The organism is Metabacillus sp. GQ13, assembly GCF_059758525.1.
This window is the reverse complement of sequence record NZ_JCAXET010000009.1, coordinates 15,494-39,532: the sequence shown is the minus strand read 5'-3', so window position 1 is coordinate 39,532 and position 24,039 is coordinate 15,494. Positions and strand designations below refer to the sequence as shown.

21 protein-coding genes and 1 pseudogene are annotated in these 24,039 nt (G+C 34.9%); 6 read left to right on the top strand and 16 right to left on the bottom strand.

Going from position 1 to position 24,039, the window contains the following annotated elements; genetic code table 11:
* Positions 1-18: 18 nt before the first annotated feature.
* The 4 genes from comX to AC6CHR_RS12560 all read right to left on the bottom strand — a co-directional run bounded on the left by comX (position 19) and on the right by AC6CHR_RS12560 (position 2,071).
* A complete protein-coding gene (gene comX, locus AC6CHR_RS12575; protein WP_498249189.1) occupies positions 19-177 on the bottom strand; it encodes a competence pheromone ComX in 159 nt (52 codons plus the stop codon).
* A 15-nt stretch (positions 178-192) separates the two neighbouring features.
* On the bottom strand, positions 193-1,077 hold the full coding sequence (locus AC6CHR_RS12570) for a polyprenyl synthetase family protein (protein ID WP_498249187.1): 885 nt from the start codon (positions 1,075-1,077) through the stop codon (positions 193-195).
* Between the two features lie 204 nt (positions 1,078-1,281).
* On the bottom strand, positions 1,282-1,422 hold the full coding sequence (gene degQ, locus AC6CHR_RS12565) for a degradation enzyme regulation protein DegQ (RefSeq protein ID WP_498249185.1): 141 nt from the start codon (positions 1,420-1,422) through the stop codon (positions 1,282-1,284).
* Positions 1,423-1,846: 424 nt separating this feature from the next.
* Positions 1,847-2,071: a hypothetical protein gene (locus tag AC6CHR_RS12560; RefSeq protein ID WP_498249183.1), complete on the bottom strand. Its 225-nt coding sequence runs from the start codon at positions 2,069-2,071 to the stop codon at positions 1,847-1,849.
* Between the two features lie 1,117 nt (positions 2,072-3,188).
* Between AC6CHR_RS12560 and hpaB the strand changes: the two genes are divergently transcribed.
* Positions 3,189-4,640, top strand: coding sequence for a 4-hydroxyphenylacetate 3-monooxygenase, oxygenase component (gene hpaB, locus AC6CHR_RS12555; RefSeq protein ID WP_498249182.1), 1,452 nt, complete (start codon positions 3,189-3,191; stop codon positions 4,638-4,640).
* A 21-nt stretch (positions 4,641-4,661) separates the two neighbouring features.
* Here hpaB and AC6CHR_RS12550 read toward each other — a convergent pair whose 3' ends face one another.
* The 8 genes from AC6CHR_RS12550 to AC6CHR_RS12515 form a co-directional block, all read right to left on the bottom strand.
* A complete protein-coding gene (locus AC6CHR_RS12550; protein WP_498249181.1) occupies positions 4,662-4,910 on the bottom strand; it encodes a YueH family protein in 249 nt (82 codons plus the stop codon).
* A 202-nt stretch (positions 4,911-5,112) separates the two neighbouring features.
* Positions 5,113-5,334 carry a spore germination protein gene (locus AC6CHR_RS12545; RefSeq protein ID WP_498249180.1) on the bottom strand — a complete coding sequence of 74 codons (222 nt, stop codon included), beginning with the start codon at positions 5,332-5,334 and terminating at the stop codon, positions 5,113-5,115.
* A gap of 72 nt (positions 5,335-5,406) precedes the next feature.
* Entirely contained in the window at positions 5,407-6,522 is a 1,116-nt protein-coding gene (locus AC6CHR_RS12540; RefSeq protein WP_498249179.1) for an AI-2E family transporter, read from the bottom strand.
* Between the two features lie 307 nt (positions 6,523-6,829).
* Entirely contained in the window at positions 6,830-7,360 is a 531-nt protein-coding gene (locus AC6CHR_RS12535; protein WP_498249178.1) for a chromate transporter, read from the bottom strand.
* Entirely contained in the window at positions 7,360-7,932 is a 573-nt protein-coding gene (locus tag AC6CHR_RS12530) for a chromate transporter (protein ID WP_498249177.1), read from the bottom strand. The genes AC6CHR_RS12535 and AC6CHR_RS12530 overlap by 1 nt, the downstream gene beginning before the upstream one ends.
* A gap of 557 nt (positions 7,933-8,489) precedes the next feature.
* A complete protein-coding gene (locus AC6CHR_RS12525) occupies positions 8,490-9,020 on the bottom strand; it encodes an HD domain-containing protein (RefSeq protein ID WP_498249176.1) in 531 nt (176 codons plus the stop codon).
* A gap of 376 nt (positions 9,021-9,396) precedes the next feature.
* A complete protein-coding gene (locus tag AC6CHR_RS12520; RefSeq protein WP_498249175.1) occupies positions 9,397-10,656 on the bottom strand; it encodes a sensor histidine kinase in 1,260 nt (419 codons plus the stop codon).
* Positions 10,657-11,221: 565 nt separating this feature from the next.
* Positions 11,222-11,974: a (S)-benzoin forming benzil reductase gene (locus AC6CHR_RS12515; protein ID WP_498249174.1), complete on the bottom strand. Its 753-nt coding sequence runs from the start codon at positions 11,972-11,974 to the stop codon at positions 11,222-11,224.
* A 219-nt stretch (positions 11,975-12,193) separates the two neighbouring features.
* On the opposite strand from AC6CHR_RS12515, the gene AC6CHR_RS12510 reads away from it, so the two are divergent.
* Both AC6CHR_RS12510 and AC6CHR_RS12505 read left to right on the top strand, forming a co-directional pair.
* Positions 12,194-12,439: a DUF2164 domain-containing protein gene (locus AC6CHR_RS12510; protein WP_498249173.1), complete on the top strand. Its 246-nt coding sequence runs from the start codon at positions 12,194-12,196 to the stop codon at positions 12,437-12,439.
* A gap of 87 nt (positions 12,440-12,526) precedes the next feature.
* Positions 12,527-12,700: a YjfB family protein gene (locus AC6CHR_RS12505; protein WP_498249172.1), complete on the top strand. Its 174-nt coding sequence runs from the start codon at positions 12,527-12,529 to the stop codon at positions 12,698-12,700.
* Between the two features lie 226 nt (positions 12,701-12,926).
* Here the strand turns inward: AC6CHR_RS12505 and AC6CHR_RS12500 are convergent.
* Together AC6CHR_RS12500 and AC6CHR_RS12495 are read right to left on the bottom strand one after the other, a co-directional pair.
* Positions 12,927-13,395, bottom strand: a pseudogene (locus tag AC6CHR_RS12500) (spore coat protein).
* A gap of 110 nt (positions 13,396-13,505) precedes the next feature.
* A complete protein-coding gene (locus AC6CHR_RS12495) occupies positions 13,506-14,015 on the bottom strand; it encodes a DUF421 domain-containing protein (RefSeq protein ID WP_498249171.1) in 510 nt (169 codons plus the stop codon).
* 576 nt (positions 14,016-14,591) lie between these two features.
* Between AC6CHR_RS12495 and AC6CHR_RS12490 the strand changes: the two genes are divergently transcribed.
* Both AC6CHR_RS12490 and AC6CHR_RS12485 read left to right on the top strand, forming a co-directional pair.
* Positions 14,592-15,092, top strand: coding sequence for a hypothetical protein (locus tag AC6CHR_RS12490; RefSeq protein WP_498249170.1), 501 nt, complete (start codon positions 14,592-14,594; stop codon positions 15,090-15,092).
* Between the two features lie 280 nt (positions 15,093-15,372).
* Positions 15,373-15,549, top strand: a complete 177-nt coding sequence (locus AC6CHR_RS12485; protein ID WP_498249169.1) for an aspartyl-phosphate phosphatase Spo0E family protein — start codon at positions 15,373-15,375, stop codon at positions 15,547-15,549.
* 83 nt (positions 15,550-15,632) lie between these two features.
* On the opposite strand, the gene AC6CHR_RS12480 is transcribed toward AC6CHR_RS12485, so the two are convergent.
* Entirely contained in the window at positions 15,633-16,232 is a 600-nt protein-coding gene (locus AC6CHR_RS12480; RefSeq protein ID WP_498249168.1) for a sulfite oxidase-like oxidoreductase, read from the bottom strand.
* A gap of 107 nt (positions 16,233-16,339) precedes the next feature.
* On the opposite strand from AC6CHR_RS12480, the gene AC6CHR_RS12475 reads away from it, so the two are divergent.
* The gene (locus AC6CHR_RS12475) at positions 16,340-16,927 is read left to right on the top strand and encodes a biotin transporter BioY (RefSeq protein ID WP_498249167.1); all 588 of its coding nucleotides are present in this window, start codon (positions 16,340-16,342) and stop codon (positions 16,925-16,927) included.
* A gap of 711 nt (positions 16,928-17,638) precedes the next feature.
* Here the strand turns inward: AC6CHR_RS12475 and pelA are convergent.
* Positions 17,639-22,888 carry a pectate lyase gene (gene pelA / locus AC6CHR_RS12470; RefSeq protein WP_498249166.1) on the bottom strand — a complete coding sequence of 1,750 codons (5,250 nt, stop codon included), beginning with the start codon at positions 22,886-22,888 and terminating at the stop codon, positions 17,639-17,641.
* Positions 22,889-24,039: the final 1,151 nt, after the last annotated feature.

Genomic DNA, 24,039 nt, shown 5'->3' with positions numbered 1-24,039 from the left:
CAACCACCTATCTAAGAATTAAACCCAAAATGTATTTAACAATTTCCCTGTACCTAGAATCCCATTAATAATCCCCAAAACATCATCCAATTCAACACCTAATAAGCTTGCTTGTCCACTTACAACCTTCTCTAGTACATCTGGATTCTCAATTAAAAAGTTTACAATTTCCTGCATGGTTATCTCCCCTTATTAGTTGGTTTTTGAGTTTAGTATAAAATGAGACTTTAAGTCCTCAATATGATTAGCTTCAATTGGTAATTTATCTATTATTTTAGTTGCTCGATTTAAGGCGATTTGTTTCATTACATTTAAATATTGAGCAACACCTGATTCGGCTAATTTGTTTTTATACTGTTCTATGCTGCCATATGTCTCATTATAATCTTTTTTACTATCAAGAAATGTTAATACTTCAAGTGCATGCTCATTATAGGACTTTTGTAAATAAAGCAATGCCAATGACCTTTTTTCTAACGTACTGTCTTTTTTCAGCGGGTTAAATAGATCTCGAAAATCGTTTTCAATTTGTGCGGCAATTCCTAATTGATATGCGTATTCTTCTACTTCAGGAAAATTCACCTCAGCTAATAACATACCTGATACACAAGCTAAAGCAATAAGTGAGCCAGATTTACTTTTCATTACCTTTAAACACTCTTCTTCTGTACTGAATGTGTTTTGTAAATCTTCATGTTGTCCTTCCATTGCTTGAATGGAGTATTGAAGAAGGGCATTTAAAATTTGGAGCTTTGAGGGAGAAGAAAGGGCTAATACCGTTTGTTGACTAAGAGTATAAAGAGTTGTTGCCGCATTTAATGCAATCGATGGATCTACCTGCATCCAAGGCTCCTTCATATTATCTAAGTCTTCTAGATCATCAAACATGTCAAACGATAAAATTAGTAGTTCGATCGCTGTAGCAAGTTGGTGGGCTTCTGAGCTTTTCCCTCCAAATGCTTTGTGGTGCACAAGGACTAATTGACCAAAGTTCAATTTTTTCTTTGAATGAACAAAGGAGAGCAACAGTTGCTGTAGCTCAGATAGCTTAATTTGTGAGGTAATTGTCTTAATCATATATTGTTTCACAAAAACCACTTCTTCTACCTTACCTATTTAAATCACCCCTTCGGCTTTATATTACTATATATCTGTGCCTATGAGTAGTAAAAGTAGGAATTTCTACCTCTATGTATCTCTTATTTTCATCTACCAATACAGTAATTGTCAATAAATAACATAAAAAAACTTGGCAGGATGCCAAGTTTTTAGGGTGATTTTTTAGGATACGTTTAAAAATGCATATTTATCATACTTATCTATACTTTTATTTATACTTTTCAATGATTCCTTCGTTTCTCGGATCTCTTTTTCCAAGTTAAGTAACATCTGTGTCATCTCTTCGATTTTTTGCTGATCCATGTTTCCACTCTCCTCTTGTATTTATTAAGCGAATGTATGGCCAACGCACACAAAATCATTTGCCTCTCTATAGCTAATTCTAACGTAATTGATTACAATTATCACCGAAAATAATTCGAACTACTCAGTGCGTGATACCGCAATTGAAACGCAATAGTCTAAAATATACATTTTTAGGGACTCCACCACAACCATATACCCGTTACAAACAAGGTTTAAACCTTATTAAACATTAAATTTTTTACTTTTTTAAAAAAAATAGCTAATTATTATTTAGGATAAATAACCCAGAGTCTTTGTAACTAATTTTTGTGAAGAATATCTTCTGAGGTGAATCCGCAAACCCAGCTTTATAAAATAAAAAAAGACTTACCCTTATATTTTCTAAATTTCACAATAGAAAACATATGAGTTAGCCTACTTATTACACTGTTAATATGTTGTGTTCGAAAATATTTTGTGCCTTTAAAATAGCTAATTCAATTAATTCCGTCTTTTTCTCCTTAGGTCCGTGATACTCTAAAGTGTAATCCTCAATCCCAGTCTTTGAAAACAAGCACTCCATTTTAACTTTGCAATTGTCCTTCATAACTGAAAAAACAGCAACCATCTTATCGTCCAACACAAAAAACGTTGGCTGCACTCCCATAGAGAAAAAAACCTCCTTTACTATTAACAATTAACATTCAAAAGACCAACAACCATAATTGCTGAGTTTACTAGTCATTTCGACAAAGACATCTGTTACCCTTCTTTTACTCTTTAAATTAGCAGACTTTTCATTCTCTTTACAATTTCTTAATTTTTTTCACTTCACTATCTGTTAATTATGATCAGCTACTATCTAAAAAAGCAGTGAAACTACTAACTGCGGTGAAAAATTGTGAATTTATTCTCAAATGTTTTTTTTACATCTCTTCTTTCAACTGTTGTGATTGACTTAACATTAGTTGAAGAAAATGCCATTTTAATAGATCTTCCCACAAGAACCTTCCTTAAGAACAACAAAAAAAGTTCCTACTAGGAACATTGGAAGCAATTATTATTAGGATGGGTTGCAACAATGGTAGTTGTTTACTTGTTAAATATACCTAGCCTTATGTTTTTAGGAGTATAACAGAAGCAAAAGATCACGAAGTTAAGTCTGGGAATAGTATATAGACAGCAATTAAAACAATTATTATAGCTGATGCCGGTACTGCTAATGATAGCGTGCCGCGGGTTGTAGCTTGGATAGCTGTTAAAATAATTGTCAAACAGTACCTTGTTTATTCACGCTTATTTCATTAAAGCAGCAACACCCAAAAAGCTGTTGCCCTTTGCTTATTTTAGAAGTCATATGAATTTAACATCATTTAAAACTCTCATCATGAAAAATGCTTCCTACTTTCAAAAGTAGTCAGGCTGTCAAAACTGCTTTAAAAGGTTTATTGTTAGTTTCAACCAGCCAAAGAAAGAAAACCATAATGGTACACTTAATAATGACGCCCAGAGCATTCCTTTGAAAAAGTTTTCTTCGTGCACTCTTATCACACCTTTCAAAATCAGATCCAATTATCTTTATTATTTCCATGGTGTATGTTTTTAAACAAAAGAAAACGCTTACAATTGTATTTTTTGTATTACTACTACTTTATTCATTATGTATAACATAATTCCTCTATAAATCATTCTTCATTTTGTTACATTGTTTTTACAATATACCCTTCACTCAACCTTTTAAACCGCATATAGTGTTACATAAATTATTGAGGGGTGAAGAGAAAATGCCTGCGATTAATGGGACCCAATACTTAGAACGTATGGATCTATTAAAACCAAACCTGTGGTTGAAAGGGGAAAGGGTAGAAGGAAAATTGTCGGAGCACCCAGCATTCACTGGAGTCATAAAAACGAAGGCTACACTATACGATACACAAAGTCAGCCAGATCTTATAGAAAAAATGACTTATAAGTCACCCACAACCGGAGATCGAGTCGGTTTATCTTTCCTGCAACCAAGAACAAAAGAAGATTTGGAGATCCGGAGGTTTATGATACAAACTTGGGCATCAAAGTCAGCTGGGATAATGGGACGTACGCCTGACTACTTGAACACTGTCATCATGACATTAGCTGTCTCCGCAAGTATACTAAATGATCAAAATCAGGAATTCAGTAAAAATCTCGTCAATTTATACGAAACGGCAAGAGAAAAGGATCTTTCATTCACACATAGCTTTATTAATCCTCAAATTAATCGATCTTCAAATTATACAGAAGTCTCAGATAACCCCATTGCAGCAAAGATTGTCAAAAAGGGATCCGATGGAATCACTGTACAGGGAGCTAGACTTCTTGCAACACAAGGAGGTATGACAGATCAGGTATTTATTTTCCCAACAGGGTCAAAATTTGATGGTGATGAATATGCTTTTTCATTTTGTGTCCCAACAGAAACAGAAGGTTTAAAGTTTGTTTGTCGAGAATCATTTTACCAAGGTTCATCTACTTTTAATTATCCACTTTCATCTCGTTTTCATGAAATGGATACGATGATTATTTTTGACAACGTCCTCGTTCCATGGGAGCAAGTGTTTTTTTATCAACAACAAGACATCGCACATCGCCTTTTTTCAAGGAGTAGTTTTACATCCCAAACCCTCCATCAAGTTGTGATTAGACAGATTACCAAAACAGAGTTTATTCTAGGTCTTTCGCAAACGATGGTTTCTACATTGAGGTTATCCGAATATCAGCATATACAAGAAAAAGTAAGTGAAATTATTATTGCCTTAGAAACAATGAAAGCATTATTAGACCGTGCAGAACTCCTGGCAACTGAAGATGAATGGGGAACTATGACTCCACATATACACTCATTATACGTAGCTATAAACTTGTTTCCTAAGCTGTATCCACGCATGATTGAAATCCTCCAACTAATCGGTGCAGGTGGTCTGGTCGCAATTCCATCAGAAGAGGATTTCCAATCACCTTTAGCTACTGATTTAGATAAATACTGCCAAGGATCTGGCTGTGATGCGGAAACAAAAACAAAACTCTTTCGATTAACCTGGGATTTGACCATGAGCGCCTTTGGAGCTCGTCAAACACAATATGAACGTTATTTCTTCGGTGATCCGATAAAATTAGCATCAAATTTATATAATGGTTATCCACGAGATCAGTTTATTTATCAGGTTGAGGACTTTTTAGAGAAAAATAAAGAGGAGTAATAAATAACTCCTCTTACCAATTTACATTTCTCCAACCCATTGAACTAGCTTATTTGCTAACTCAGAAGCTGTTTGATCTCCAACTTTAGTTGACAAAGAATTTAATAGGCGCTTATTAAGCACTTCACGATCTTCTTCATATTGGATGATAGTTGACCATTCTACCTCAGGTATTGCAATCATACTCAACTCTTGTTTTTTATTTTCATATATATATACATTCGTAATAAGTTTATTACCGTTATGTACATTAGCTTTTCTAATTTTCATCTAATTCTCCCTTTCCTTCATTAACGATAGTAGCTTACAATCATTTGCTTTATTCCAAGATGTTCCTTTAAAACAACTTGTCCATGAATTTGATGAGAAGAAACAGAGACCATTTCAATAAAAATGGGAATCTCCTATTTACTATGTAGAAGATTCCCCCTTACACTCTGATAAAGGACTTACTAAGTAGGTTTTAAAAAAACTATTTATTTATACCACTAACCTGATCAAATAGGTCTACATCATTGAAATTTGAAATATTAAAGAGATTCTGTGTTTCGATGAAGTCACCAGTATTCCCAGCCCCTGAGCCAATCGAGGTCTTGTTCCCACTCTTTGGTGACAAGCTAAATGTATCTCCAACTGTAAATATTGCATTCCCACCAATTTGATTTAAATGAACCGGACCGACCAATGCAGGCATAGTTTGCCTCCTCATTTCCTAATCTTTTAAAGCTTTATCATATAATATGATACTTAGGTGAATGAGTTCTGTTTAAATGTTTGTATTTTGTATTTTTATCTCATTTTTATATTTATTTCTTAACTTGATTAAACGGATAATATTTAATATGACTGCCTTTAATACTGCATACGTGGGAACAGCTAGAATCATGCCTAGGATACCACCAAAACTACCTGCACCAATTAAAAGCAAAATAATCGTTAGTGGATGCGTATTCAGTCGTTTACCGATAATGAGTGGTGATAAGAAATTACCATCTATCTGTTGAACAATTGTGACTACAACTGCAGCCAAGATTGCCTTTGTTGGTGAATCAAGTAAACCAATGATAACTGCTGGCGCCGCACCAATAAAAGGACCCAGATAAGGAATAATGTTCGCAATTGCGACTACAATACCTAAGATTAATGCATACTCAAGGCCAATAATTGAATATCCAATAAAGCACCCTAATCCTACTGCAAGTGAGACAATTAACTGACCTTGAATATAGGCAGAAAGTGTTTCATTTAAATCTTCAAATATCTTTATACCTTCATGTCGGTATGTATTAGGTAAGACCCTAACTGCTGATGATGGTAGTTTATGACCATCCTTAAGCATATAGAATAAAATAAACGGCACAGTAATCAATGTTAAGGTAATATTCGTTACAACACCTAATACCGTCGTTAAGCTTGACGTAATATTTTCTGGTAAACTAGTGGCATATCCTGTTAATGTTTCTTCTATTTGCTCAAATGAGACATAGTTCTGGTTCATAACCCATTCAAACACCGTTGTTTCTGATAAACCAATGATATAATCACTAAATTCAGATACATATTTCGGGAAATTCTTTACTAAGTCTGTCACCTGTTCGGATAAAATTGGTCCAATAAAGGCTACAAGCAAGGTAATAACACCAATAAAAACAATATACGGAATGAGAATAGCTAATGTTCTAGGTACTTTCCACTTTTCAAGCAACTTTACTAACGGTGCAAAAATAAAAAACAAGATTCCCGCTATTAAAATTGGAAAAAACAAAGTTGACGTAAAGACAATGATCGGTTCAAATAAAAAGGAAACCTTAGAACCTACGAATACAATTAAAAGCAACAATAAAATCTGCAATGTCCAAAAATGAGTCTTCGATTTAAACACAATTTTTCCTCCTGTTTTATACCCACATATTCTCTCTATTTTGAATCATATTAATTTCACAAAGAACTCTATAGTTGTAACTATTTTTAATAGCAAAGATAAATATACTAAGTATTTCTCCATCCGCTGAATGGTATTAATTAAAAATACTTTTCCGAATCTATTATAAATGTACATGATTTTACAAGAGTTTACCAATAAATGTAGACTTTTTTATAAAATTAAGGATTTTCTTTCTGGAATCGATTATGAAGATAAAAATAAAAATGGTTCGACTCTAATAGTCATTACCATTTTATAACACCTTTTACGCTAAGAAAAGTGCCCCATACCCCATTGCCCCAATGATAACAAATGCAGGATGTACCTTCCACTTCTCTAGCAATAGATAACTTATGATAACTAAAAATAATGTTTGCCATATCCCTTTATCTGAATAGGAAGTAAAAAAGAAACTCAATGCCATCATACCTAGTAGTACAGCAATTGTTGGTCTAATATATGTTGTCATTCTTTTTACTTTAGGTGAGTCCTTGTATTTATATAAAAAGCTTAAAAGGATGATCATCAAAATAAGTGACGGGGCAACGGTAGAAAAAACTCCAATAAATCCACCTAATATACCCCCTTGTTGATAGCCAATATAACCAGCCATCTTTGTAGCAATTGGTCCAGGAAGTGCATTTCCTAAGGCTAATACTTCACCAAACTCATTTACATTCATCCAACCATATCGATCAACAACTTCATTTTCAATCAAGGGTATGGAAGCCGGGCCACCTCCGTATCCGAGAATTCCTGGTATGAAGAAAGCTAGGAATATTTGCCAGTATATCATCAGGTATCCCCCTTTTTTATAGCAGGCTCCTGCATCTGCCCCTTATCCTTCTTAATAATTGCAGCAACTAATAAGCATAGAATTAAAATAGCTGGATGTAATCCAACAATCTCCATTAATAAAAAACTCAAGGAAAATAAAGAAAGAGCTTTTCCCCATCCAAGAGACTCTTTTGATCTCTTGAAAAAGTCCCTTGTCAATATCGCTAACATGACTCCAACAACCGGTACCACTGCAGTAGTCATTCCTTGTACCCATGTTAGGTCTTTAAAGGATGCTACTGTTTTCAATAGGACGATCATTAAGATAATTGTCGGTATGATCGTTGAAAGAGTTGCATTAATTAAACCTCTTATACCTGCGACACGATAACCAATATAACCTGCCATTTTAGTTGCAATTGGTCCAGGTAAAGTGTTGCCTAAAGCTAGGACGTCTGCAAATTCATCATCATTCATCCATTTGTATTTCTCAACAACCTCTTTATGTACAAGCGGTATAGAAGATGGTCCCCCACCATATCCGAGCATCCCAACACGAAAGAAGGCCAAGAATAATTGCACTTGTTTCATCACTACTCCACCTTTATTAGTATTCACAGAAACTTGTACGTCATTATGCAACAGATAGCTCCAGTTGACATCCAATGAAATAGAGTTAGTTCGAGAATTTCTCATTAACTTTTTTCACTCTCATCCTGTTACCTTTTGTTAGTTATCCACCTGATTACAAGTAATCAGGTGGATAACTAACTTGTAAAGGGACATTTCTCTATTGTTCATTTAAGTCATCTATGATCATATAAATTTCACCTAAAGAGTAAACTAGAATCGCCACTGGTAAATTTCTAGTAATAAATAATTATTCCACCTCATACAAACCAATATGTATTTAGTAAAAGTTAACACTAGCACAAAAGTCCTGATAAGCCTACCTGTAATGAAATACGTACAGGTAGGCTTATCATCACAACTTATCTACTTAGGAAAAGGGCTATTATTTTGAAAATCGCAATAGTAGGTCTATCGAAGAAGTATATGATGATAACATTTTAACATTTCTCTAATACCGGGGAGTACTTAATAAGAGATCGTTCCAGTACTTCTCAAACCTTATATTTTTTCTCTTATTAAACAGTTTTACGATATTTATTTATATACAGTTCTATTTCCTGATCTAATCTCTCAATCTTATTTAGAGCAGATTCTCGGTTAATTTTACGATAATGGTGTTTTCCATGAGGCTCTTCATCCATTTCGTCAGCCATACGAATGATTTGTTGTAGAGATGTTTTTTTTATTGAACTTTCTGGTAGATAAGAATCTGTATGCAGAAGGACGGCTAAAGCAATATCCTTTGCATATTTTCGATCTTCACCAAGTCTGATGAGGAGTTTGTGAGCACGTTCCGCTCCCTTAATTGCATGAATATCATTTTTTCTATATTCATCATAATCCCATTCACCGTTTGTATACCACTCATAATGACCTATATCATGAAGCAAGCCTGCTTTTGCTGCAATATCGGGATTTACATCATGCTTGATTGCGAGCTGCACAGCATATCCTGCAACTCTAATCGCATGTGAAACACCTGAACGATTTAAATATTTTTGTGCAATTGGGTGGGTAAATACATCCATAATCAATATTCGTCGCATGAAAATCCCCCTTAATTAAAGGCTGTTTTCGGAAAGATTGTTGCTTATCGTAAGGAACCTAATTAACTATTCAAAATAATGTAACATATAGAATTTACCGTTTCAACTTAAAAGGAAGTTTTTCTTACATGCTTTAGAGGTTATTGGTTGTTACTCTATACTTACTTTTTAAGCAAAAACCTTCATTATATTTTTAATAGATTGAATCCCTTTATAGTTCGTCAAAAATATAATCTTATTATATATATATGTGAAAATAGAGGGATTGGAACATTTTTTTCAGTTCTTTTCTAAAAGTTTGTTGCCTTTACATGTGTTAACCAGTCTAATAAGATTTAAATTAAGAAAGAGAAGCTACGTTTACGTTAGCTCCCCATCATGTTCTAACCGGTATTTTCACACTAAATGCTGTCGTATTTCTATTAGAATGAACATCAATTGTCCCACCGTACCTACCTACTACTTGCTTAACAATACTCAGACCATCCCCTCTAGGAATACCCAGTCTTTCTTCCTTTGTCGAAAACCCAGCATTAAAGATTTCCGTCACCACGTCCTTAGGGATAGAAGGACCGATATTCTCTACCTGAAACACATACATAGAATTTATTGATCTTACTTCAATATTAATAAACCTCTCTGATTCAGATAAGAGCATAGTTGCATCAAAAGCATTATCAATTAGATTAGACATGATCTTAATCATGTCTATTGATGATACCTTTTGAAAGGTATCATCATCTACGAAAAGATGCATGTCAACCTTATCATTTTGAGCTCGTGCCCATTTAGATTGTAATAAGATAAACAGTGCTGGATTTTTCACTTTAAGCGGTAATTCCATTGATTCAACTTCATTCGTTAGTGAATTAACGTACTCAAAAGCACGATCCTCCTTTCCAAGCTTTAATAAGCCCTGTATAACTTGAATATGGTTAATAAAATCATGACGTATCCCCCTCATTGTTTGAAGCATTGATTTAAACTCTCCTTGATACGTTTCTTCTGTCTCTCCTACCTGTGAAGTAAATTCTTTCCTTGACCACATTTGAAAGACTAGAAAAATACTGAATGAAAAAATCACAAATAACCCACTAAAGATAAAAATAGGTATACTACTTTTCATCACATCATTTGTTATTTCATCAATCATTTCAATCCGCTCATCTACAACAAGCGATCCGATAACATCGCGATTACCGTTTACAATAGGTACTCCCGCGGTGACATAGGTTCCTTGAGAGTTTTCTATTAAACTAGTATTAAATGATTGATTTTCAGTGAACTTTTCCTTGAAATCTTTTGTCAGTATGCAGCAATTCCCCTTTTCTCCTGTCTTAATACTATTCACTATTAATTGTGGTTGTCTTTCATTATCAACTTTAAGAATATATACTTGTATGGCATTTGAATATGTCTTGGCACTACTAAGTTCTCGTTCAAGCATACGAAGATGATCAGTTGAATCAAGATTTTGCAGATATTTTTCATATGTACGAATATCAAAATTATCTAATACAACTTGAGCTGTTGAAATCCCATGATTAGCAATCGTTAATTCGATCGTTTTACGTGTATTCAAATAGGTAGCATACAAGTTTAGCGAAGATAATACAGCGATGATCAAAGTTGTCACGGAGATGATGACTGCAAACTTTTTTTGTTTTATACGTTTAATATTCAGCCACCTCTATACTATTTACTATATGCTAGTTATATGATTAAGAAATAGGAACTAGTGATAGATCGGTACTATGACACTAGTGAAAAAATGTTGGAGAGAACATGAGTATAGTGTGTATAAAACTAGTAGACTCCCTAGATACATGATTACTCTCCTTTACCTCTTACAAATATTATTGCATCACTTGACAAATTTTGCGAATCTTTTTTGTGTGAACATTTAAAATTTCTCACCTTAATATAGGACTTCTTCATATTTTAAGCTAAGAAAGAAGTCCTATATCACGAAATATCTCCTCAAATTGCTTTCCCTAACGAAAGACCTCAAATATCCCACTACTAAAGACCTAACTTTTATTAAAGGCTCTTTTCGCAAAGAATGTTGTTTACCGTACAAAATACTAATGTACACATTTTAAGTATATCTTCGTGCTCTTTTCGTTAAAATACTATGATATCCCTCTGAAGATCGCCGCTTTTTATTAGTACTAGAGTAACAAACTTAGAAAATAGCCTTATCAAATGAATTCCTTAATATCATATACTCTCCCATTATCTACTGGTCCTGATAGGAGTTGAACAATGATTTGTGCAACAAAACTCGGTGATCGTAACATCCCTTTTTCATGGTACTCTTTAAATTGATCAACCGCGTCAAAATCATCTTTCTCTGCTGTTCGTATTGTACTTTGCATGTCTGTATCCATAATCCCTGGAGAAAAAGCAATTGCTGTTACCTCACTTTTGGCTACTTGCTCAATACCAATTGTGTTCGTAAACATATTCAATCCTGCCTTTGTACTACAATAGGTGCTCCAGCCTGCAATAGGTCGATTTGCAGCGCCAGATGTTATATTGACAACCATCGTACGGCCACTAAAAGATTTTGTCTCCTTTATAAAATACTCGGTTAAAACCATTGGAGCTACTAAATTAAGTTGAATATTTGAAACAATATCTTTTTCAGAGGCATCACCAACGTTTTTTATTGGCTCAACCTTTCCTGCATTATTAATTAAGGTAATCTTGTTTGCATTGTTGAAATCTATTTTTGAGAATACTCTTTTTACAAGGGATGCCAATTGACCAATTTTAGAGAGATCACATTCTTCAAAATGAATGAAAACTTGTTTACGGCTCTTCACTAACTCTTCTAATGTTTGATTGTTTTTTCTTGATACGTAAATGATACAATTATCCTCAGTTAACAACTTCTTTACTATGGCCTCACCTAATCCTCTAGATGCACCTGTAACTATGTAATAATTCATTGTGCTTCCTCCCTTTTAACTTATCCGTTACAGCTTATTGATGTCATTTTTGCATAGCTTAATTTGAAAAGCAAGACGGGGTATCTATATTGAAGGCTCTATCTTAAGCCGTATAAACAAATCTATCTTAAGGAAATTCTTAGCATTTTTTTAGAATTTGAATTAGTATAGAGGATGAAGGAACATTTTTTAATAGGAATACATATTGGAGGTTATTTTATGTTCATTAAACTTTCTAAGGAAACAAAGGATGAAATGAAGGCAGAAATTCAAAGCTTTTTCTATCATGAACGAGATGAGGAAATTGGTGAGATTGCTACTGAGGCATTTCTTGACTTTTGTTTAGAAAGGCTTGGACCTCATATTTATAATAATGGCATACAAGATGCTATCAAAGTCATCAGTGAGCGCAATATGAATGCTGAAGAAGATTTGCTATCTCTTAAGCGTTCTGTCACTCGCTAAGAACTTCGATTTCATTAGGAAAGAAACCATTACATACTAAGGATACTCAAAAAAAATAACACATCTCATAAAAAGGGGGTGAACCCTTTGGATATAGCTGCCTTATCAATTGGTATGAACCAAGCATCACTCGGGCAAAGCATTGGTATTGCTTTAACCAAGAAAACAATGGAAGCTGCACAGATAAATAATCAACAACTATTGAATATGCTCAAAGCTCCCCACCCTAGTTTAGGTAAATCAATTGATATAAAAGGGTAGAAGGACGAAAGGTGACTGACTCTTTGCAACAAAGCTAAGACGAAGTTGTTGATGATTGTTTTTTAACCTTATGTAAAAATCCCTTATGATTTCAAGTGAGTTAATGCGCTTGGAGCTATACCCAAAATACTGCTGGTCCTTTAAAAAGAGGGTGACATTACGGTTTAGTCACCCTTTTTCTATTTTTCTATCTACTTTGCTCATACTAGATTATTTTTTTAAAAGATTAATAATCTAGTGATAATGCTCTTTTTGCATTTCTGATATCATTGTTAATCAGCTTCTTCAAATCATAAGATGGATATAGCCCTCTTTTATACATATAAGTATATACACGTGCATGTAACTCAATAGCAGCATTTAATTGTTTAACAAGAATCATTCTTAACACAGGTGTTGCTGTTTCAGTAATGGCAATTGCATAATTTCTAACTGTTGTTTTTGCTAAACCTAATAAATCGCCCGCATAAAAACCAACATCTCTTCTTTCATCTTCTTCCTCCCTAACTGGAGCATTTGGGAAAAATCTCAATAATTCCTGAATATTATTTTCAAGGGCTCGGATTGAGATGATAGATAATTCCCTCATCACCAATTTTACCGACTGACATTTTCAATTTAATTAAAGCATTAGATTGAAAGGCAACCAATTCATGTAATTCAAGTGTTTCATGGTAAGCAAGAGTATCACTCATTAGACATTCTCCCTTCTAAAACCCATCCTGAATATATGTGGGAAGAAACCCGTCCTATGACAAAAAACACATATTTTGCATGATATTGATTTGAGAGAAAGCGCGGATTATTAACGATCTTGTTTTTTCTGTTCTGCTCCACTAGTAGATTGTGTAATTGGCCGCTTTTCTTTCTTCAACAACACACTTAGCTCCCCATTCGGTTCCAATATCCCTAGTTCTACATCATCCACATTAAATACGTTTTTTTGGCGAAGTAAAGATAGGATCTCATCTAAACTATATTTTTCTTTCTTTATTTTCTCTTTTATTATTTCTCCGTCTTTAATAATCATGACACTTTTTCCTTCTAAAATTTCACCAATCTTCTTGTTTTTTAAAGATATTTCATTTACTAAATAAGTCACTACCGTAAATATAATAATGCTAAGAATCCCATGTAAGATATGGCCAAATCCCATTATCACTTCTGCTGCAACACCACCCGTAGTGATTCCCGATATATACTCAAAAAAGGAAAGCTGAGAAAGCTGCTTCTTACCGACTATTTTCGCAAATAAAAATAAAACAACGATGATTAATAGAGATCTAACAATAATAGCTCCTTCTGTATGATCCAATCAGTAAAGCACCACCCTTATGGTTTATAAACAATATAAATATTATTTCCCACTTTTAGTAATAAATTCTTATGTATCTTATAATTGCCCCATTGCAAGCATACTTTACTATCTACACAAGTTTAATGTCCGAAAATAATTGTTTTATTAAAGTTTTTTCGGAATGATTGTTGTTTTCCATATAAAGTACGAATGTACACGTTTTAAGGATATCTTCATGCTCTTTTCACTAAATTACTCTGATATCCCTCTAGAAGCTTAAATTTATATCATAAAAATATTTTTAATAGAACTTTAGCAACAAACTTATAGAAAAGAGCCAATTATAAGATAATTGACAGGTTATACCATAAATATATTCCTTACTCTAGAGGATAATAGTTTTGTCCACCTGGTTATCTTACAGGTCGGCACAATTGGAGTGGGAGGTGCATTGCTATATTCGGAATGTTATTCCTCATATTAATGTTAGCTATTGCTATAGGTGTTATTACAGTTAGGAAGAGGAATAAACCTATACCAGCGATAGTTGTGCCCCAACCAAAATCAAACAATCAATTTAGGGAGGAATTCGCTATGGAAAAAGAAACAAAAGTGATTAAAGAAAAAGTTAAGGCTTCAGAAAATCAGGCAATTGAAAGAGTAGCAGCTGCAAAGGTAGAGGCAGAGATCGGTGAAGAACTGGCACCATTGAAAAATCAGTTACAAACAATACAAAGTGCTCTTAGCCAACTAAATACAGATGGACAGCAACAATCAACATCATCTATGTCATCATTATCGCAAAATCAACAACAATCAAATGATTTATTAAGTCAGATGCAACAATTTGGTACACAAACTCAACAACAACAACAAAAAACGTTTCAACAATTACAACAATCTATCCATCAAGCTGTACAAATGTTAAGTAATGTAGAACAGTCCATGCAATCAGTTAATATGTTAAACCAGATAGCTCAACAAATTAATCAATCGCAACAACAACTTCAACAGCAACAGAATCAGCAGCAGAATCAACAATCCCAAGGACAAGTTGGGCAAATGAATATGGGTAGCCAAAGTTACCAACAATAATTTTTTAGAGAGCATGGCTGAGAGTCTCTCGGCTATGCTCTCTATTTTAAAGCTATTTAATTGGAATCATTAATCCATTGTTTTTTCCTCGTTACTTCTGATTCAGCGGATGTTATTATCGTTTGTTTTTGGTTAGGATTGTCTATTAATGGGAACTATTGTCCTTTTAATAGAACCATTGTCGAAAAAATAAGATCAAATCCAAATTTATGCTACTATACACTATAATCAAAATACCTACTCATTAAGATACGAATGAAACTAAGGTGGCAAAAAATTCATGGTAACCTTCTCATATACTTCAAAAGAGGCACTCACTCAAAGAATAGATTTACTGAAAGTAGAAATGATTGATCTAGGCTTGAACATAGGTCTCAATCACCCTTCCACAGTTGCTCTAAGTCAAAAACTTGATGAAATCATCTTAATGTATCAAAAGGAATATTTAAAAAGCTAACTTTATCCGTATGTATCCCTTATCTCTCCCTTAATAAAGAGTTTGATTCTTTTCATCAAATACCAGCCTGTCGATGAAGTTCATTAATCAAAACTAAATCGTTCTTCCTTCCACGGGTCACCAACCATATGATAGCCATTACGTTCCCAGAAACCAGGGTGGTTATGTTCGGTAAACTGAATGCCTCTTATCCATTTGGCACTTTTCCAAAAATAGAGATGGGGGAAAACACCTCGCAACGGATATCCATGCTCTGGTGTCAATGGTTCACCATTAAAGGAATGAGCCAGTAGGCTGGTTTCTTGCAAAAAGTCTTGCAATGATAAGTTGGTCGTCCAACCTTCCTCCGCATGTAAAATAACATATTGTGCATGTGATTGAATATTAATATCTTTAACAAGTTCTCTTGTACTAACTCCGGACCAGCTTGTACCAATTTTTGACCAGCCGGTGACGCAATGGATATCATTGGATAATTCGATTTGTGGGAATTGTGTCATAATATCCTCTAGCGTATACAGCTTTGGATTATCAACCAACCCATATATCTGTATATTCCACTTTGATAGATCCTGATAGTATGGAACATTCCCGGTATGTAAGACAGGAAATGTTGTCGTTACATTCTGATTTGGTGGGACACGATCTGATCTATTTGTATTTCTTTTTTTACCAAAGTACATGTTTACATACTCTCTCCTTTTTGTTAACCTAATTATATTTTAGTTGACATATATAATTAGGTGGATTATTCTTCTAATAGATAATTTGTAAAACATGGGGGATTATAATGAAAAGAAAATTGAGTACATATGACGTTACATTGGTTGGAATGTTTGCAGCTTTAATGGCTGTTGGAGCTAATATTACATCTTGGGCACCATTTCTTCAAATTGCAAATGTTCCGTTGTCTATGCAGCCTTTTTTTTGTATTTTAGCAGGTCTTCTATTAGGAAGCAGGCTTGGTGCTTTATCGATGGCCATTTATGCCCTAATTGGGGTTGCTGGCGCACCTGTATTTGCCCAATTTAGTGGGGGTCCTAGTGTAATCTTTGGTAGTACCGGTGGATTTATACTTTCTTATATCATTACCGCTTATGTTGTCGGGAAAATCATTGAAGCAAGCAAAGAGAAAAAACGATCAGCTTTTTTAATTTCTTCATTTGTTGGTATTATTTTAATTTATATTATTGGTACATCGTATATGTGGCTCGCTTTAAATATTTGGATGAATGCACCAATGTCTTACGGTACTGCTTGGGTAGTTATGTCTTGGTTTATCGTAAAGGACGCTATATTTACAATTTTAGGCGCATTTATTGCCCCTCGTATCTATTATGCTGTTATTAAGGCAACTAATAATAGAATTGCAGCTTAGCATTCTATTCACTTAAGAAAAGCATAAGCCATGCACTAGCTAGATACCAAACCTATCTAAAAGCAACATATAAATTTTGATACTATAAAAAAAGAACACAGTAATAATAAGATAATACCTATAGATAAGACACTTGCAAAAGAGTGTTTCATCTGTAGGTACTTTTTTATAGAATTAAAAGATAGAATGTTGTAGGAGGCATTTAAATGAAGCTTGCTTTGAAGCTACTGATAAAATTTATCTTGAAAGCTTCCGACTTGATTTATCTAGCCTTTGTTATCAAATTATTTTCTTTTACACAACATTTTTCACGAGGGCTCCATTCACAATTTACTAGGGGAAGGAACATCTGAACAACTTCCGAGTCTCACTATCTAGTAAAAACAATGTATCTGTTACTGACCACCTACTTTTCTCTGGTACATAGCTGATGATGCCGTAGTTCCTGTGCAAAACAGAATACTCATTCACAAGCTTTAAGTAAAAAGAACATTTTTTTGAAATGCATATCTTTCCACATCGGCGTCATGCTTTAGGACTTGCTGAGGATGATCCAGTTATTAGGAAATGGCCGGAGTTGTGCGAAAGCTGGTTAAATCAACAGGATTTTCAATAAACTTTTGATCTAATAAAATAGCCTTAGCCCATTCATGTATGATGGACTAAGACTATTTTAAAACTAGAAAAACGAATTACTGATAATAAAAATCGTCATTGCTTTGCCGAAAACGCAGCATCAACTTTATACAAGCTTCCTTTTTCCAAAGATTCACCTGCAACATTTTGCGATTTTTCACCAACAACTTTCACATAGACTCGGTTTCCGTAATAACCTGTTGTATTCGCTACATTCAATAATTTTTGCGGCCATTCCCCTGCCCAGCGGTAACCATCTCTTCTTTCCTGCTCAATTTCTTGTATCGTGTGCTTGATGACACCATCTCTTCCTGAAAAAATTGGACGATTTGTGCCAATCTCATAAAAGCGATACCAGGTGTTGGTTGCTACATCAGGGTAAAAATATTGACCTGCTGGATCAGCTGATACGTATTTCTCCCCTTCAACTTTAGCCTCTTCAAACCACCTTAAGGCACCATCAATTGCGGCCTGAACTTCATTTGAAGGACTAGGCAACGCCATTAAATACTGTACAATTCCTACTGACTCTGAACCTGAAATAGATGGATGTTCATAAGAACGAGCTTCCTTCGGTTCGTACGTAACAGGATCATGTTGTGCACACCATGCCGTTAATAAATTGTTCACCTTTATTTGGGATTTCAAAATATAATCCAACCCAAGATCTAATGACACGTCTATCTGCTTTGAAAGATCCTCGCTAACTATGTCTGAATTAAATGGATACTTCTTTTGCGAGACCATTGTTAATACATTCATAACACGAATCATCGCATTATCGTTATACGTAACATAATCTGAGTAACTGCCACTGCCCCTTGTAGGGTATACTTGTGGCCAGCCGCCAATATCATATTGAGCCTCAAGCAAATATTGAATTCCTTTCAAAACAGAATCTTTATAACGAGCGTCACTTGTTTCTTTATACATTAGAGCTAAAAAGAGAATCTCGTTTGTTGTTGCATTATTATCTATAATCCCTAGTTCCCCATCTTCAGGACTATACATTTCGGATTTAGGTTCTTTGCCATCCCAAGGCCGATTATATTTATCTTCCATGTTTTTATACCATCCGCCATGATCCATTTGCCAAGATAATAGCGCATCAGCTTGTTTAATATCATTCACTCTATCTCCGGTATAATAAGCAGCATTCAGGTATGGAATAGTAAGTGGATCTTCAATAATTGGCTTATTTATCGTTCCATCCTCGTTAAATGCCTCCTTCGTTTTAATTACCGCTATTGTTTGCTTGTCTTTGTTAACTCTTGTGGAGATACTTTCTACTGTCAAATTTGGTTTAAGACCAGGTTCAAGATTTGCCCAATCGTTCATTGCCGACTGCAATTCTATATCACTAGGATTAAAGTTTTTTAGCTTACTATTAAATGTTACTTCAACGGTATTTGGACTTGTTGCTTCACTTTTAATGATTTTTATTGGACCGTCTGGTATAGCACTCCCTTTCGGAACAACATTGAAGGTGACAGGTTCGGATTCATTTCCCGCTTGATCAACAGCTGTAATTGTCACTTTATTAAATCCAGGTTCAAGGTTTACTTTTGAACGAAATGTAAAATCAGTCGCAGATTTTACTTCCTTCCCATTAACCTTTACAATTCCTGCTTCGTTCAGCTTACCTGTAATTGGAAAAGGGTTATAAATAACATTATAGTGATTCCCGCTTTTCTCTCCCTCAAGATCATCTACCGTCACAACAGGTTTCACATGATCATAAACAACCTTTAAAACGGCAGGAATCGCTCGATTACCTTCTGAATCCACTGCGTCCACAGTGAACGTATTTAGTCCTGTCTCTAGCTCAACCGTTGTGCTAAAACCATAATTCTCCTGTAATGGAATTTCCTTTTCATTTACAGAAACAGTTGCTTCTTTATCCATTTTACCCGTTATCGTAAAACTTGGCTTATTTACAATCGAGTCTTGCTGGTCAAGCGAAATAGCCGGTGGTGATATTGTTGATACTGGGATGATCCCAAGACGAGTAGGGTCCCAACCGTCAGACCCTTTCAGCACATTCTGAACAGTGTATTGATTTGCTGCCTCTGGCGTTAATTGCTTAGTCCAAGGATCACGTTCCTTCGGATTTGCCCCTGGTCCCTTGCTATTGTATTCTGAATACCTAGCCGTTTTTTCGTTTGCTTGTTCTCCCCAATTATCCCAACCATCAGGAGCAATGGATGCATCCATTTCTGAATTGATAAAGGAAACAGCTGAATAGGGACGCCATGGTCTACCAAAACGCACACCTTCTATTCCTTCATCTGAAGTAATTTTAGAATCCAAAAAAACATAGCCAAACTCACTATCTTGTGGTGTACTTGCGGCAGTTAACATTCCACCGTCACGTTTACTATGGATTTGACAATCATCAAAAACCGCTGTTGCTGCACCAAAGATGAAATCCACATCCCCTTCAATATAACAGCCTTTATAATACTGTCTACCAGAATGTGTATACAATGTATCTTGATATCCTAAGAACTGTACGTTTTCAAAGTATGCGCGGTCACCTGCTACATAAGCCGCTACCGCTTGTCCTGTCCCTTGACCGGAATCATTTTGGATAGTCAATTTTTTTGCAATAAAATTATCTGCGTAGATAAAAAGGCTTGAGCTTTTTGACGTACCCAATGGATTGCCATCAGGTCCTAATGTATTTGCATTATCACTATAAACAAGAACGGTGTCTTCTTTACTTTCACCTACAAAACTTAGGTTCTTTTTGCTCTCTGGTATTGTCAGTTTTTCACGATACTCACCATCTTTAATGTAAATTACATGTCGTTTAGAACTGTTATCAGGGGCAGCTTCAATGGCTTCTTGAACCGTTTTAAAGTCTCCACCTTCTTTCGCTACAACCGTTACTTTTGCCGGTGTAACTGCTATTGGAGCGGAATCAAAGCTTTTCCCATTCTCGTTAACAGCAGAAATAACATAATCATAGGTTTCACCATTCGTAATGCCTGCATCTCGATAACTAGTAAGATGAACATTCTCCTCAATGACATCATATTCACCACTATCAAACGAACCACGCTTGATGGTATATGTGTTTGCCCCACTTACAGAAGGCCATGTTAAGACAACCTGCCCGTTACCAGCAGTAGCTTCAATACTACTTGGAATTGCTGGAACTCCATTCTCTGAAACAGCAACCGCGCTTATAGGATAGGAGTTTGCACTTTGAGATGTTTTGTTCTTTGCTGCTACAACATAATAATACTTATCCCCATTTGTAATGCTAGTGTCTGTATATTTCGTTTCAGTTACTCCGCTTTTGATCACCTCATAGGCTATTCCATTTTCTTTGCTACGTAGGACTTGGTATGAGGTTGCCCCATTAACAGAATCCCAATTGACCGTTACCTTTCCATCACCATTACTTGCTGACAAGCCAGTTGGAGCTTGCAATGGAGCCACAGGTAACGCACTTATTTCTTCTGAATTTTTACTTTCTCCACCAATATTTTCTGCTGAGACGACATAGAAATAATTCGTGCCATTTTCTAATCCCGTATCACGAAATGTTGTTCCCTCAACATTTTCAGCAATTGTCTCAAAAGGTCCTTCTTTTGCTGTGCTACGTTTCACATTATAGGTTTCTTTAGGAGCATTACTCTCTTCAATGCCAAGCGCCCATTTTACGGATGCATCAATCAACGACCAACCGTCTTCCGTCATAAAACCTTCCTGTCCCGCAAATAAAAACGTAGCTACTTGACGAGCGGGGACTGGGTCTCCATTTACATTTTTTGATCCCTTTTCATAAGCAAAAATTGTTGCTTTACTATTATCATCTGTTGCAGTAGCGATGATGATCGCCTCTTCGCTAGGTGTACCAAAATTGACTTTACCAGCCTGGTTGTAAACCTTAATCGTACCACTTAATCCAGCAGCTAGTGGATGGTTACTTGCATTAATTTTAAGAGAATCCTGATTCTCGTAGCTTCCAAATGATCCAGGAGCTGCTTCACTTAAATGAACATCATCATGTGCATAAGGTTCGGCATACACTACAGGAACTGTTGAATTCATGAATTTTTTACCAATATATGCAGACCCAGAGGATTCTCCGACAAATACCAAATCATAGGAAAGAGCATCCTCTCCACTTACTTCATTATCCTTTTTAAAAGTCACGGAGAATCCAAGTGATTCTATATGTTTCATTGTTTTTTCGTCAGCTGGAATCCCTGTCCCCACAAATAATATACTTTTACTTTCACCAAAAGAATTCCAACTTAAATCAACCTGACTGTTCCTTGAAAGAACAGTTAATCCTGTTGGTGCAGAGGGCGGATTTGGTATTTCATTCGGTGTTACGCTGACTTGTTCCGAATTTTTACTAACCCCTAGAGAATTCACAGCAGAAATAACATAATAATACGTAGTTTGATTAGTTAATCCGCTATCGACATAACGAGTTTCTGTTACATCTGTTGCGATGACTTCATAAGGTCCTCCGTCTACTGTGCTCCGCTTTACAGTATAGGTTTCATTAGGATCAATATTCTCATCTATGCCCAACGCCCACATAACTGATTCGTCAATCAACTTCCACCCATCTTCAGTCATATATTCTTCTTGACCCGCAAATAAAAACGTGGACACCCGACGAGCAGGGACTGGGTCTCCATTTACATTTTTTGATCCTTTTTCATAAGCAAAAATTGTTACTTTACTAGTATCATCTGCTGCAGTGGCAATGATGATCGCCTCTTCACCCGGTGTACCATAATTGATTTCGCCAGCCTTACTGTAAACCTTTATGGTGCCACTTAATCCAGCAGCCAAAGGATGATTGCCGGCATTGATATTAAGAGATTCCTGACTTTGATAGCTTCCAAATGATCCAGAAGCAGATTCACTCAAATGGACATCATCAAGTGCAAATGGTTCAGCATACACAATAGGAACAGAAGAATTCATAAATTTTTTCCCTATATTTGCTGAGCTTGAGGATTCACCGACAAAAACTAAATCATAGGAAAGTGCATCTACTCCACTTACTTCTTTATCTTTCTTGAAAGTCACAGAGAACCCAAGTGATTCTAAATGTTTCATTGTTTTTTCATCAGCTAGATTTCCAGTACCGATAAACAATATATGCTTACCTAGCCCGGCCTTCCAACTTAACTCAACCTGACCATCCATTGGAACAACCGTTAGTCCTATTGGTTCAGAGGGTGGATTTTGAATTTCTGTTGGTTCTGCTGCTGATACCACTGAAAGAATTCCATTCTGAACAAATGAGAACAATAATATCATACTTAAAAAAACCTTTAATACTTTCTTCATTTATTTCCTCCTCACAGCATTCATGGATAAATTTCTACAGACAATATGTAACTCTAGATGTAAAGTGACTGCTCTTATACAGAATCATTCATTATACTAATTGCCTAAAATCACCTCCTTAAAGTAAGCAAGTAAACTCCTAATAATTAATAAATAAAACAAATAAGTCTGCATCAGTAAGAAGACTATTAATTTCCCACTTGGAATTTATGACTATTCTTCTAATTACCAAAAAACTAGATTCCTTCGACTTTATGAAAACCCTTTCATTATTAGGTAATTTAAACCCTAGTGTAATAGTAACATCGTTTTTTTGTCATTTTCCTTTTATATAACAACTACCTAGAAGAACTTTCATACCCTACTAAGGTTTTTTTCAGTTTCTTAGATTTCTATCTAACACATCATCTAGGATTAAAGGATTCTTACAACATTTATACATGATATCAATATTTTTGTCTTATTTTAGATCTCTATTAATTTACTTAGTTCCATAATTTCGAAGGTGTATTTTTGCTGTTCTAATTTAGAACTTCTACCTCCTTTTATAATAGTTTAGTAAATTAATAGCGTTTTCATTTTTGTGCATAGGTGCTTATATAAAAACTTCTTATTGTACTAAGTAGTGCAAAATAATGGGCGATATTAACAGTCACAAAAACAAAAAGGTTAAAGCAATAATATTTCGAAGCTTTACTATAGGAAAGTATTTGGATATTTGGATATATTCATTATCTTAGCTAAATTATATGGTAACTACTACAATCAAATAGTTAGGTTATGGGAAAACAGAAGGATAACTTACTTTTAACTAATGGAATGATTATAAAATAATAAAATGATTATAAGCTTTAAATAACGCCGAAACCGTTATAGCAACTGGACAGTAGTTTGACCTAGGCGGTCCATTCTAGTTCAACCAAGGTATCAATTAACAAATAATCCATCCATAGCTTAGCTTTCATCCCCTAAAACCCTGATGTTGTTGTCTTTATGTTTTTTCGCCTCCCCCATTCACAATTCAATTACTTAATCAAATATTATTGTTTTACGACCTTTTCTTTGGTATAGACATAGGAATAAAGATACTATCGTTAAATATATTTGTAAAATTCGACCTATTCCATTTTTTAGGAAATTGGCGTATAGTA

Bases quoted from the DNA above. Each gene is read 5' to 3' on its own strand.
- AC6CHR_RS12480 (WP_498249168.1), bottom strand. From the start codon at position 16,232: ATGTACTTTGGTAAAAAAAGAAATACAAATAGATCAGATCGTGTCCCA.
- AC6CHR_RS12530 (WP_498249177.1), bottom strand. From the start codon at position 7,932: ATGAAACAAGTGCAATTATTCTTGGCCTTCTTTCGTGTTGGGATGCTC.
- AC6CHR_RS12475 (WP_498249167.1), top strand. From the start codon at position 16,340: ATGAAAAGAAAATTGAGTACATATGACGTTACATTGGTTGGAATGTTT.
- AC6CHR_RS12515 (WP_498249174.1), bottom strand. From the start codon at position 11,974: ATGAATTATTACATAGTTACAGGTGCATCTAGAGGATTAGGTGAGGCC.
- AC6CHR_RS12550 (WP_498249181.1), bottom strand. From the start codon at position 4,910: ATGAAAATTAGAAAAGCTAATGTACATAACGGTAATAAACTTATTACG.
- AC6CHR_RS12485 (WP_498249169.1), top strand. From the start codon at position 15,373: ATGGTAACCTTCTCATATACTTCAAAAGAGGCACTCACTCAAAGAATA.
- AC6CHR_RS12570 (WP_498249187.1), bottom strand. From the start codon at position 1,077: ATGATTAAGACAATTACCTCACAAATTAAGCTATCTGAGCTACAGCAA.
- AC6CHR_RS12490 (WP_498249170.1), top strand. From the start codon at position 14,592: ATGGAAAAAGAAACAAAAGTGATTAAAGAAAAAGTTAAGGCTTCAGAA.
- hpaB (WP_498249182.1), top strand. From the start codon at position 3,189: ATGCCTGCGATTAATGGGACCCAATACTTAGAACGTATGGATCTATTA.
- AC6CHR_RS12535 (WP_498249178.1), bottom strand. From the start codon at position 7,360: ATGATATACTGGCAAATATTCCTAGCTTTCTTCATACCAGGAATTCTC.
- pelA (WP_498249166.1), bottom strand. From the start codon at position 22,888: ATGAAGAAAGTATTAAAGGTTTTTTTAAGTATGATATTATTGTTCTCA.
- comX (WP_498249189.1), bottom strand. From the start codon at position 177: ATGCAGGAAATTGTAAACTTTTTAATTGAGAATCCAGATGTACTAGAG.
- AC6CHR_RS12545 (WP_498249180.1), bottom strand. From the start codon at position 5,334: ATGCCTGCATTGGTCGGTCCGGTTCATTTAAATCAAATTGGTGGGAAT.
- AC6CHR_RS12510 (WP_498249173.1), top strand. From the start codon at position 12,194: ATGTTCATTAAACTTTCTAAGGAAACAAAGGATGAAATGAAGGCAGAA.
- AC6CHR_RS12525 (WP_498249176.1), bottom strand. From the start codon at position 9,020: ATGCGACGAATATTGATTATGGATGTATTTACCCACCCAATTGCACAA.
- AC6CHR_RS12560 (WP_498249183.1), bottom strand. From the start codon at position 2,071: ATGGGAGTGCAGCCAACGTTTTTTGTGTTGGACGATAAGATGGTTGCT.
- degQ (WP_498249185.1), bottom strand. From the start codon at position 1,422: ATGGATCAGCAAAAAATCGAAGAGATGACACAGATGTTACTTAACTTG.